Below are 13,204 nucleotides of genomic sequence, written 5' to 3' on the forward strand. Positions count from 1 at the left end.
TTTAACGCTATTAAAAAGACTCATTTACCATGAAAAAAATTATTAAAACATTAGTTTATGCACTTGCAGGATGCACAATCCTTTTATTAAGCAATTGCCAGAAAAAAAATATCAACCCAAAGCCCGTTTCTCCGGTTGACAGTAACCAGGTTCAGGTCATGTACCCGCTCAGTCAGTCGAAGAACGATGGGACTAATACTTATGTTTATAAGTATGAATATGATAAGGATAACAACCTGGTAAAATATGCGCGGACCGATAATGTGGTGACCTGCAATGTTGGCACCAGTCAGGTTGACCTAAATGTTAACGAGTATAATTCATTTAAGGAGCTGGTTCATGTAAGCACTACAAGTTTTCTTTATAATCTGGTCGGATTGCCCGATAAGCCTGTTAATATTTATAAAACCGCACCAACTCAGGTTACTTATACCTATATCGACAAGGACGTCGCGAGCGGGGTTTCGAAAACCAAGCCCGGTGGCCTATGGCAATTTGAAAACAATAAAGAGGGCTTGCCGTTGAAGTCGATTACTGCTGATGGGGGTGGCTTCAACTATAATTACAGGTACGACGATAAGGGCAACCTGGCAACGGCCGAATTTGTACGCCTGTCGGGTGTCCGGGTTGGTGAAATGTACCAGCGTATAACTTTTACTGGGTTCGACGATAAGCCTTCACCTTTTTCGGCGATCAGGTACTATTGGGTAGCGTCGTATCCCCAGGGGTATATTCCTGAATTTGCGTTGGCTTATTGTAAAAACAACCCTAAACAGATCGTTACAGAAATATATGACCAGGTTAAAAACGCCCTTGTTAAATATCAGCAGGATGATCTGGCCTACGTTTATAACGATAAAGGCTATCCCACGCAGATCACGATAAATACCAGTTATTTTACCGGGTTAAATACCCATTACGTCACAACCTATAACTATTCGTATCAATAACATCGACAACTATTTGAATGATGATCACAGAAAAAGTATTAAGCGCTCCAAACGCAGATGGCGGTGCCACGCCTGGAGCTTCTGGTAGACGTCACCTAAATGCTATCCAAAAAGTAAGCTTAACTTACCTCTTTTCGGTACCCTTTTTAACCTTTCTATTGGGTTTCGGTGTAGGCCATGTAAACTGGCAATGGTATGTGCCGGCCTGGCTGATCAATATCCTGATAATGGCGCTGGCCATGCGTCAACTGCCTAGATCCCATCCTTCTGGTAGCCGGTTAGCTATTGTTACCGCGCTATTGCTCATCGCTCCCTGGATCATTTTCCCTCTTTTTGCCGGAATGGGGAGACCGCCGCAAACCATTCAGGGCTGGCTGGACCTGGAGGGAGAGCAGCATACCAGGTTTAACCTGCTGATCCTTGGCGGGATACTGGCCTACCTCGGCACCACATCGCTTTATCAATTACTGCAACATAAGGAAAAAACATTTGCAGCACTGGGCCTCGCTTTAATGACATTGGCGATACCTCTTTTTTTGATCAATATGGCCTATTGGGGGAGTTTTCTTTCCGCGTCTTTCCAAAGTTTCAAAACGTCAAACCGGCCTGACTGGTATCTTGCTTTTCGCGAACTATTCTTCGTGATCAGCACAGCGGAGGTTTCGCTGATTTATCTGGCGACTGCCATGTTTGCAATGGCCTTGGGCAGGACCGGGTACCTTAAGTTTCGGGCCGTACGTGCTTATGTGATCATCAGCCTCTGTGCAGGCCTGCTCAATTTAGTGCCCCCTTCCGCGCCGGATTTTTTTTCCACGATGAGCTATCTGGTTTCCATACCGGCCATCCCTTTTATCATGTTTTATTTCATGGGAATTAAACTGCTGTATACCCGTCCGGAATGTCCCTGAGCCGCTTCTTTGGCAATTATTTCAAAAATCATAAATTTACCTATGCCCGGATTACGGTTTTATGTTCTGTTGACCTGTCTGTTCCTGCTTAATGCGGGCCATCCGCAGGGTATGAGCCGGCTTCCTGTACTTCTCACAGACAGTTTAAAAGCCCATAAGGAAGGCTTTGCACTCCATACTTTTTCCTGGCGCTTCCACACGATGGATGGAAGAGACTATAGCGACCCTGCTATCCCGGACAGCACATGGGCGGTTACAACAACAGCCTTTGGCCGCACCGGGCAACCCAATGGCTGGAATGGAAGCGGCTGGTTCAGGTTATGGTTAAAAGCAGATGACAACCTGATCGATAAGGTGCTGGCATTCCGGATCAGCCAAACCGGGGCCGCAGAGATCTATCTTGATGGAAAAAGGATCGGCGAAGCCGGTACAATCGGCAAAACAAACAAAGAAACTCATTCTGCCCGTGCCCCTTTCAGCGTATATCCCTTTATCCTATCGGATCATCGGCAGCACCTGCTCGCGGTCAGATATGTTAATGAGCAGCCGCCGTTCCCGGAATATGTCGCATTCCGGTTATGGGCAGGTACCTATGAGCAATTGGCCAGCCGGGCACTTGATAGCTTAAAGATGAACAGCTTTTTACTGGCCAGTATTGGCGCGCAACTGGCGTTCGTATTGCTGCACCTGGCGCTATTTGCCTTTTATCCCAAACAGCGGCTGAATCTTTATTACAGCCTTTTTCTATTTGCTACTTCAGCGGTGCTTTACCTGCGCTATTTAACCGTTGGTACAAGCGATCCCTACCTGCAGCGGATAACCGCCGATCTTTTTGAAACAGGGATCATTGTGGCCGCCTTCCTTGCCGCAATTCTTTTATATGGCGTGAGTGATGATCACCTGCCACGCAAGCGTATACTCATTAGTGCCGTGTTAGGTTCGTTGACCTTACTGGATTATTTCCTGCAGTATCGTAATGCTTCCGGAGCGACTATCTTTTGGCTGGAAATCTTTTACTTCCTGCTGGTAATGGCCGATGGTTTATTTGCGCTGGTGAGGGCAATGCTCCGCCGGAAGCCGAGGATCTGGCTTATCGGCACGGGCATGCTCACCTTAACCCTGTTTTATCTGGTGGTGGGCAGCGACCTTTTTGGGCTGATGAAGGGTAATGATGAGTTAATTGGTAAATGGATGAGCATCGGGCTGCTGGCCATCCCATTAAGCTTTTCGGTGTACCTTGCGCTTGATTTTTCGGCTGTTAATCGCAGCCTGAGCGCACGGCTGAAAGAAGTACAGGAACTGTCTGAATTAAGCCTGGCGCAGGAAACGGAAAAGAACAGAATATTGGCCGGACAGGCCGATCAACTGGAAAAAACGGTAGCGGCACGTACGCTGGAGGTACGCAGCCAGGCTCAAAAATTACAGGAGATGGATGCACTCAAATCCCGGTTCATCGTTAACCTGACCCACGAATTCCGCACGCCTTTATCATTGATCATCGGACCGGCCGGCCTGATAGCGGAAAACGCCGGCACCGACGCTGAACGAAAACAGGGCAAGCTCATCCAAGAGAATGCGCAGCAATTGTTGCTCCTGATCAACCAATTGCTTGATCTAAGCAAACTGGAAGAAGGCAAAATGGAAATCGTAAATGCCGAAGCCGATATCCTCGGAATATCTACAGCAGTATTGCTTCCGTTTAGCAACGCCGCTATGCAAAAGCAGGTTACGCTTGCACTCAAAAGCCGGTTTAGCAAGTTAAGGGGAGTAGTTGATGAGGGGAAGTTAACCATGATACTAAGGAATGTGTTATCAAACGCTATCAAGTTCAGTTTGCCCGGCGGTGAAATACATGTAACGGTTGATTTGGAAAAAGCTCAGCAACCTACTGCGTTGGTCTTTACTGTCGCTGATCAGGGCATTGGTATTTCGGCAGCTAAATTACCATACGTTTTTGACCGGTTTTATCAGGCAGATTCCTCTGATACCCGCTCAAATGAAGGCAGCGGCATTGGCTTGGCGCTTACCAGGGAACTAGTTGAGTTAATGAACGGTACGATCGCTATCAACAGTACGGAAAATGTTGGTACGGTTGTCCGCATAAGACTGCCGGTGAACATTACACTGGCCAACATCGGCGATGGAGATTTGTCACTGCAAGCCGAAAAGGGCGCTACGCAAACGGATGAGAAAGATGATCTTACCAACGATGGCCCCTTACTGCTCATTATTGAGGATCATGATCAGCTTCGGGCATTTATAAGCGAAACGCTAAACGTAAAGTTCAGAACATTAACTGCGCGAAATGGCGAGGAAGGGATACAGCTGGCCAAAAAGCATATTCCTGATCTTGTCATCACCGACCTGATGATGCCGGGAATGGACGGCTATGAGGTTTGCGGTAAATTGAAAATGCAGGAACTAACCAGTCATATACCGGTAATGATGGTCACTGCCAAAAATGCATTGGAAAGCCGTAACAAAGGATGGAGCGCAGGTGCAGATGCCTACTTGTCAAAACCTTTTGAACGGGCGGAACTACTTGCGCTGGCAGACGGACTCATCGGGAACAGGCTGTTGTTACAGGAGCGTTACCGGCGCGAGGAGGCCTGGAAGCCTGCTGCCGGTGTTTTGCCGCCTCAGGAACTGCGCTTCTTAGAGAAAGTACGTAACCTTATAAATTCGAATTTAGCTAACGAGTTATTCGGGGTGGATCAGTTATGCGATAGCATCGGACTAAGCAAGGCACAACTGCACCGCAAACTCAAAAATACACTAGGTCATTCACCCGGAGACTTGATCCGCATGATACGCCTCCAGCAAGCACTGCAACTATTGAAATCAGGAGACCTTACCGTGGCAGAGATTGCATATAGCGTCGGTTTTGGCAGTCCGGCCAGTTTCTCAACCAGTTTTTCCAACTATTTCGGTTATGCGCCAAGAGATGTAAAAAATGATCATTGACGTGGTATAATAAATATTCAGCAGTCAGATGCGTTGGGTTCGACCGAAACCAGCTCCTTGCCCTGGAACCGGTACAGGTTGCTGCCGCCCAAGTTATGATGACTTCCATACCACTTACCGAAGATTAGCGGTAAATTGGAAAAACCATTTTGATCGCCCCCTGTCGGCCAATTTCATTTACATCCTTAACTATTTGGTTCTAATAGCCAAAAGTGGTCAAAACCAAATTGGCCGGCTGGGGTCAATATACAGTGGTTCATCCACATTGACTCTTTAAGAGAGGCATATCGTAAATCCTTATTTAAAAAATTAGATAGATAGCGTGAAAACACCTATTGCATAATATTTTAACTGCGGTTATTTTTAGTTTTCCAAAAGATGGAAATGCAAAAAATATTGATAACCGATATTGTACCTAAAACTTAGCCATATCCCTCATCAAATATGGAGGCAATTTTATTGGACGCTGATGACCATTTTTCTAGAATAACCCAGTTAAGCGACGAAAATTATTTTATAGCTAGGCAAGACCTAGAGCCATTCTTAGTGCATATACTAGGTCCGATTGAGGAATTTTACATTATTTTTTTAATAATACCGGGTCAAATATTGAGAGCATAAGCGCTACGCTTTCAATCGTGCGTTAAAATGGGGTTTTCTGTTATCCAAACACTCCACTGGTATTTTTAAGCTTAACATTGCTAGGAACAATCGTATGGGGCGTTTCCTTTAAAGCTTTAAGACTAAAGATCGTAATATTTACAAAATTAGGGAAGGGGATATCGCAACAACGATTTTTAATAATCCCAATGCTAGAACAATAAGGGATGCTATAGTAATGGAGGAGGCATTTCGATGGGAAGGCATTTTGTCATAAAAGTCAGTAACTAATTTGGGGTTCTGGTTCCCTCCTGAGCTTTTAACGGTCTCCCAAATGGGAATTTTATTTCCGCGTCATGTTTCCCTATACCGAAAAATTTTGTTCTGCTGTTTAGGCTATTCACTTTCAATCCGAGCTACTTCTTCACCTAACACAATCTCGCGCTAGATGGTTTCATGAAAGTATGATTAGGCTTTTAGTAATATCGGGATTATGAGTAGTTTTCTACATTAGGTATCTAAACTGAGAAATATTTGCGTTTTTGTCATAAACCCAATGATTGGCGTTATTTCTTTTAATATCATCGGCATTTGGATAAAATCCGGCTATATCATGTTAATATATTGATAATATTAAAATACATCTACTACTACCTTTATAAAAATAACTAAGCCGATTCACTTTGTCTCCACTTGGCCAACACAAGGGGGTATTGATGTAAGGGATGCGAAATAGCATATGAGAGGGCTATTCTTCACGCATCCTAAATTCACTCAGTTATTTTCTAAAAGTCTTATTATTTACAAGTAAATAAGGTGCTCAATTATGATATTATTTGAAATGGACTTTTTGTGCCTAATGGAATCGCTATGAATAAGAATTAGTAGACCGCCATTTTTTGCGGAAAATACGATGAATGAGGACGCCGAAAATCATTAAAAGAGTAGGCATAACTAAATATTTATTTTTTTATGAAACTTAAAATCGCACTGTTTTCAATTGCCTGTTGTTTAGGTATTTATTCTTCATTCGCCTGTGGTAAATCTACATGCGGTGGAGGTCCCGACTTCTGCTGTAAGGATGGCTTTGGCGCTACCTATTATCTTAAAAAGCCAGTAAACTAGATTTTCTTCCCTACGGAAGGAATCGAAGATAGTAAATAATTCAAAGCTTATCAGGGAAGCCGAAAACCCACAAAAAGTAAGTAGGCACAAATTCAAATTTTATGAAATTCAAAATAGCAGTCTTTTCTTTTGCTTTATGCATAGGCGCATATGCCTCTTTGGCGTGTAGTGCCAGTGAGTGCCCTGTTCCGGGGGCAAATGTTTGTTGTAGAACAGTGGATGGTATTACTTACTATCAAAAGCCGCCGGTTAACTAATCATATATTAACCTATAATGGCTCTCTTGAGCCTTTTACTGAAGGTAATTAATACCACAATATTGAAAATAAATGAGGAAGCCGAAAATCATAAATAGAGTAGGCACAAACAAAATAAATTCTTTTTATGAAACTTAAAATCGTACTGTTTGCAGCTGCTTGTTGCTTAGGCGTTTACACTTCATTTGCTTGTGGAAATTCAGAATGTGGAGGAGGTAAAGACCAATGTTGTAAAGATGTTTTTGGAGCAATGTACTACACTAAGGCCCCGGCTAACTAAAAACAGAATTCGCCCATTTAAGATGTCTTGGAGCGATTGACATTTTTAGCGAGTGTTCGGGACGAGATTCTGGACATCAAAATAGCGGTTAGTCCTCCAAGGCATTTTTCATCTATTCTAACATTGTTGAATGAAAAAAAAGTACTTATTTATTGCTATCCCGGTAATTATTCTTGTTGCATTATATTTTAAAACAAAAAAAAGCGCTTTACAGGGGAGTTTCCACCGGACTTTCGTGACTCAAAAAATACCTGCATTGGATACTATAAAATTAGGAGCAGCGGAAGTTTCAGACGGTATTTATGCGGATAAAAATAATTTATGGATAAACAAGCGTGCCTATATCGTTAAATATAATAAAGATGGCAAGCAGCAGATCATCATTCCTGCGAAATACAGTGTTGATAAAAGACCGATAATTAATTTTTATGTGCAACATGATAGTTTATATTATTATCAGGCTAATACAAAAACGATCAACTTCTTTAATGCAAAGGATTCATCACAAAGCAGTCTTAACTTTAGTTTTCCCATTACCTATTTTGTTAAGTTAAAAAATAACTCTTTCATCTTTTTAGAAAGCGTATTGGGCAATGCCTCGATGCAGGTGCATTATATAGACTATGATCATAATCGTGACACCGTTGACCGGTCTTTATTTTCAAAGGATGCGGGGTCGGGAATGAAATATTCCGGTTTATGGACTATTTCACAACAGAAGGACAGCTATTTCTTCGTTCCGTTTTATGATGATCATATCCTTTGCTTTAACTCCAGTGGCAGGATCAGATATCAATTCAAGCCAATTGATTTTCAGAACCAGAAGCTAAAGATCATTAAAGAGAATAATTTATTCTATCTCAGCCCTGACGCAAATTTTATCAGGCCTTGTGCTTTCTCTTCCAAATCGCGCCTATTTATTTTAAGCTATGTACGTTCTGAAAATCAATCTCAAAGTGATTTTAAAGATAACTCCACGATTGATGTATACGCTAACGAGGACGGGAAATATATACACAGCTTCTATTTGCCCAGGTTTTCAGGTGAGAATGCATCAGATTTCGCTATCGCCGATAACAAAACATTATATGCTTGTTATGGGAAAAACATTGTTCATTACGACCTCTCTAAACTTTTAAACAATGAAAACTAAGTATATCACTGTTGTCAAATACCTTCTTTCCATATTATTTATTTATGCGGGAACCTATAAAATAACCGATGTAAGCTTGTTTGCGTCCCAGATGTATCAATCGCCATTATTACCCTCATTTATAGTACCTTATTTAGCTTTTGGTGCTCCGTTGTTTGAAATCGTACTAGGGCTTCTAATGATCCTGTCAGCCAAGTTGGAGCATGTGCTTTTATGGGTGTCCTTTAGTTTGATGTTGTTTTTCAGCACCTATTTAATTATGCTATTTACCTTATACTCAAAACCGCCCTGTGCCTGCGGGGGAATTCTAAGTGGAATGGATTATCCTGTTCATATCGCTTTCAATATCTCCTTTACATTACTAGCTGGATTCGCTCTTTACCTATATGAAAAAACTGAAACTGCAGTATCTCTTATTTAACACCGTTCTGTTTCTACTGACATATACCTCTTGCTTTTCGCAAGGGCATATTAAAATCACGATAAAAGATTCTGTTTTAAAATCCCCTATAGCTTCGGCTAGTATTATACTAACCGATGAAATTTCATTAAAGTCTTTAAATGGGTTTTCAGACCCGAACGGAGATATTGACCTGAAGTTTTATACAGGGCACAATCAGGTATTAAAGATCACATATGTCGGCTATAAGGAATATTCCCAAAAACTGCATCTGGCAGGAGATACTAGCATCCAGGTTAATCTACAATCAGCTACAACTCAGTTAGCCGATATTCATATTACGGCTGAGAAATCGATTATCGAGAACAAACACGACAGAATGGTTTACCGTGTTACCTCAAAGGCAGCAAAGGGGAAAAAGATTATAGATGTGATGAAGAATATCCCATTTATTGCGGTGACCAGTGACCAGTTTTTAATTAAGGGAAATACAGACTATATTATCTTGAAAAATGGCAATCCCAGCAATCTAACGATACAAGATTTAAGATCAATGCCTGCCGGCAGAATTGATTCCATTGAGTTAATCACTTCACCATCCGCACAATATGACGGAACACTTAAAAGTATTATCAATGTCGTATTTAAAAAAGACGATAGATTTCAGGGCGGGTCGTTTTTCTCCAGGCTTGGCACCAGGTCAAGTTCGATCGGGGCATCCTATTCCAATACCAGTAAATTGACTAATACCAATCTAAATGTGGATCTTTCGTATGATCGTGTCACCGCCGGGAATGACAATCAAACTACACTTTTTCAGGATACCGTATTCAATACCAGGCAACAGATGGTCTCCAAAAACAAAGCACCTTCATTCCTGGTAAATTATGTTACAGAATGGACGCTTCCTAAAGACCAGTTTTTGGGTGTCGGTGCAAAAGTTGGGTTTCAAAGCAATAAATTAAACTCCTCATATAATTCAAAAATCCTGCCGAACGAAGCCATCTTAATTTCAAATAACATAACCAACAGCAATGACTTTAACACTGGCCTGAATTTAAATTACGCTAGAAAGATCAGCAAATCTTCAAAGATTAGTTTCTCTAATCTCTTAAATATAAGCCATGATCACTATGATTTGAAATCTTATAGCCCATCGACTTACTTTAATAATCGGTCTGTAACGACCAACAAAGAGTTTACATCACAACTTGATTACGGACTTTCTTTCAAAGGAGGGCTTAAAACCGAATTCGGCGGTAAATTCATTGATCGGCTCTATGATCTTTCTCCAATATATAATGATATACCTGGAAATGAACTTCACTTTAATCAAACGATAGCAAGCGGCTATTTTTCACTAAGTAAGAGTCAAAAAAAAATCTACATCCGAATAGGCACACGTTTTGAAAACACCAATAACCAGTTTAATGGCAATCAAAACTCAACGTTCAATATACTTCCCAATGTCCTGATGACTTATGATCTTACCCAAAATCATTCGATTAAACTGGTTTACAGAAAAAGCATCAGCCGGCCAGCCTTCTTTTTATTAAGTAATTTTATCAATCAGGATAATCCGCTAAACACAGTAACAGGAAATCCGGCATTAGTCAATGAAGTTTTTACAACTGCAAGCTTGGAAGATGATCTTGTACTGGGCAGCAGCAATCTTTCCTTATCATTTTCTTATGTTAAAGGTAAAAATTTGATTAGCAGTAAAAGAAATGTTGAATCTTATATAATTAATACTTTCTATGGAAATTTCTCAAAATCACATTCATTGGAAGGCTATTTCAGTTTGAATTCTCCTATTGTCAAAGAGAAGTTATATATGAACTTTTCAGGTAGTTTAAAACCTTATTATATCACTGATGGATCACAAACTAATAAAGGTTTGATTAAAGATATAAATACGGGTCTCACGTTGAACGCTTCACAAAGGCTATCAATTGATTTGTCTGCTAACTATTTAGGGAACTATATTTACTTGCAAGGAAAATCGGGAAATAGTAGTTTTATGGATGTAATGGCCAGGTATCAGTATAAGAACTCATCATTTTTGATACAGTTGACAAACCCGATTATCAATAAGATCAATCAATCTTCTAATGGGAACGGAGCAGGCTTTGTATACTCAGGTAATAGTTATTACCTGGGCAGAGGAGTTGCTTTAGCTTACGCCTTTATCTTTGGGAAATCGAAAGATGAAAGGCCCAAGACCAAAAATGTAGAAAACACCGATTTAAAACAGGAAAAACACCTATAACAAATGCCGAAATCCGTACACAGCCGGTGTGACGGTTTAATTTATGAACTCAACATATTAATTTATACCCCATGCCCCGAATATTTAAGATCTCCACAGATGCATCTTGTTTTAAATGTTTACGCAATTTCGTTATAAATACATCCATCGTACGCGTATTAAAAAAACTATCATCTCCCCAGATAGTTAATAAGACCTTTCTTCTTTCCAATAACGTGTTTTTGTGATCATACAACATTTGCAGTAGCTGGGTTTCTCTAAAGGATAACTTTTGCTCTGTACCCTGCCGGAATTGTAACAATTGTTTATTGGGGAATAATATGAACTCGCCAATAAACAATTGTTCCTCGTTCGTTTGACGTTCAATGATTCCCCTTTTTAACAACTCATTAACTCTGAGAAAAAGTTCCTCCAGGCCAAAAGGCTTCTTTAAGTAGTCGTTGCCTCCACTTTTATACCCTTCAACGATATCTTCTGTAGCTGTTTTGGCGGTTAAAAATAATATGGGAATATGGGTATTGTAAGCTCTGATTTGTTTAACAAGCGTAAACCCGTCGGTATATGGCAACATGACATCTACTATACAAAGGGAGAAGATATTGTTTTGAAATAAGCTATAAGCTCTTCTTCCGTCTGCAGCATGAGTAACTTTAAAAGCTCGCTGTTCCAGGCTATCTTTGACTACCTTGGCCAAAAAATGCTCATCCTCTACTAACAGTATATGAGTTTGTTCCATTAGATCAAAGGTAATCTGATAGTAAATATACTTCCGCACGACACATTTGCCCTAACAGCAATAGAGCCTCTATGTTGTTCAATAGTTTGTTTTACATAATTTAAACCTAAACCATATCCTTTCACGTCGTGCGTGTTACCTTTGGGGACTCTGAAAAATTTATCAAAGATCTTGTCCCTGTATTCTACCGGAATACCAATCCCGTTATCGGTAAAAATCACTTCAACTGTATTTTTATTAGAAGACAATTTAATGTCAACTGAAGCAATGCCCTCATTGTATTTCAAAGCATTGTCTATGATATTGATAAAAGAGTTCAGTATACTCGAAGCATCTCCCCAGATGTATATTTCCTGATGAACGGGTTGAAAATTGATAATTCTATCATTATCGAGAGGACCGATATCGTAAATTGCGTTTCTAATCAACTTGTTAAGTTCAATACGGGTGTTGCTCTCCGTTTTTACCTGACCAAGCTTGCTTATATTTAATATTTGCTCCGTTAGTGTGGTCAATTTTTCGGCTTGATAGCTAATAATATCCAAGTATTCTTTTCGTGTTCTTTGATCAAGGTCAAAGGTTTTTAATGCTTCTGTTGTTATTTTTATTGAAGATACAGGAGTATTTATCTCGTGGGTCATATTATTGATAAAATCATCTTTTAATTCAGCTAATTTGTGTTGCGACAAGAGCGTCTTTAGGGTATATGCAAAACATGTTATAGTGATTGCAATAAGTAAAAAGGAGCTGATGATAATCCACTTCATTTCCTTGATAAAATAGACACCTGGGCTCTGAAACGCCGCCTGGATAAGTTCCTTTTGATATGGCCTGCGCAAAGCGGCATTTACTTGATTTGTCAGAAATAAATTTGAATTATTTGACGCTGCTTTGGTTAAATTAAATGAAGTGTTAATGCCTTTTAACGAAAGTTCTGCTTTATACAATTCGCATAGAGAGACAGTATTCAACTTACTTTTAGCGTAAATATTAGATAAGCTATCTCCTAATCGCTGCGTATAGTAATAAACATCGCCATTTATCAAATCACTTCGTAGCCTGGTATTGCTAAAGCGCTCAATAAAATATGCTTTGGCCGATGGCGTGATTTGCTTTAATTTTTCTTTAAAATCTATAAAACTCAGTGTGATGCCTTTTTCACCTTTCAAATACGGATGTGAATCCATTATATGAAAAGCGGTTATACTATTCCGATTATCAATATTACAGGTGATCATTACAAACGAGGTATCTGCTAACCATTGTTTAAATACTGAGATGATCTTTTGCTGTCTCTGATCGATCTCTTTGTTTACAGCGGTGTTTAGCGCATCATTAATATCATGGTTAAAGGTCTTAACGGTGTTCCTGTAATTTTGATAGTTCCAAAACAGTTGCAGTCCGGTGATGCCGGCAACACATAGTGACATGGATATCAAAATCAAAACAATACGTTTTTTCATAGCGATAAATGTAGCATCCCTTTTTTATATTCCGGACGGCGTTAACTCTAATTAACTTTAATTAACCTGGATTAACCTGCCTCAAAAGCAATTCAACCG

General features: G+C 40.2%; 8 protein-coding genes. 6 read left to right on the forward strand and 2 right to left on the reverse strand.

What is annotated here, in order from left to right; all coding sequences use genetic code 11:
* The first annotated feature begins 29 nt into the window (after window positions 1-29).
* The 6 genes from ABID99_RS17510 to ABID99_RS17535 all read left to right on the forward strand — a co-directional run bounded on the left by ABID99_RS17510 (window position 30) and on the right by ABID99_RS17535 (window position 10,906).
* On the forward strand, window positions 30-950 hold the full coding sequence (locus tag ABID99_RS17510; RefSeq protein ID WP_373614563.1) for a hypothetical protein: 921 nt from the start codon (window positions 30-32) through the stop codon (window positions 948-950).
* A gap of 17 nt (window positions 951-967) precedes the next feature.
* Window positions 968-1,858: a hypothetical protein gene (locus ABID99_RS17515; RefSeq protein ID WP_373614564.1), complete on the forward strand. Its 891-nt coding sequence runs from the start codon at window positions 968-970 to the stop codon at window positions 1,856-1,858.
* Between the two features lie 42 nt (window positions 1,859-1,900).
* Window positions 1,901-4,822, forward strand: a complete 2,922-nt coding sequence (locus tag ABID99_RS17520; protein WP_373614565.1) for an ATP-binding protein — start codon at window positions 1,901-1,903, stop codon at window positions 4,820-4,822.
* A gap of 2,392 nt (window positions 4,823-7,214) precedes the next feature.
* Window positions 7,215-8,237, forward strand: coding sequence for a hypothetical protein (locus ABID99_RS17525; RefSeq protein WP_373614566.1), 1,023 nt, complete (start codon window positions 7,215-7,217; stop codon window positions 8,235-8,237).
* Window positions 8,227-8,658 (forward strand): MauE/DoxX family redox-associated membrane protein, encoded by a 432-nt coding sequence (locus tag ABID99_RS17530; RefSeq protein WP_373614567.1) that lies wholly within the window; start codon window positions 8,227-8,229, stop codon window positions 8,656-8,658. The genes ABID99_RS17525 and ABID99_RS17530 overlap by 11 nt, the downstream gene beginning before the upstream one ends.
* On the forward strand, window positions 8,624-10,906 hold the full coding sequence (locus ABID99_RS17535; RefSeq protein ID WP_373614568.1) for an outer membrane beta-barrel protein: 2,283 nt from the start codon (window positions 8,624-8,626) through the stop codon (window positions 10,904-10,906). Before ABID99_RS17530 ends, ABID99_RS17535 begins: the two co-directional genes overlap by 35 nt.
* Window positions 10,907-10,955: 49 nt before the next feature.
* Here ABID99_RS17535 and ABID99_RS17540 read toward each other — a convergent pair whose 3' ends face one another.
* Window positions 10,956-11,642 (reverse strand): response regulator transcription factor, encoded by a 687-nt coding sequence (locus ABID99_RS17540; protein WP_373614569.1) that lies wholly within the window; start codon window positions 11,640-11,642, stop codon window positions 10,956-10,958.
* Entirely contained in the window at window positions 11,642-13,105 is a 1,464-nt protein-coding gene (locus ABID99_RS17545; RefSeq protein WP_373614570.1) for a sensor histidine kinase, read from the reverse strand. Before ABID99_RS17545 ends, ABID99_RS17540 begins: the two co-directional genes overlap by 1 nt.
* Window positions 13,106-13,204 lie beyond the last annotated feature (99 nt).

The sequence above is a fragment of the Mucilaginibacter sp. OAE612 genome, from assembly GCF_041806395.1.
GTDB classification, from domain to species: Bacteria; Bacteroidota; Bacteroidia; order Sphingobacteriales; family Sphingobacteriaceae; genus Mucilaginibacter; species Mucilaginibacter rubeus.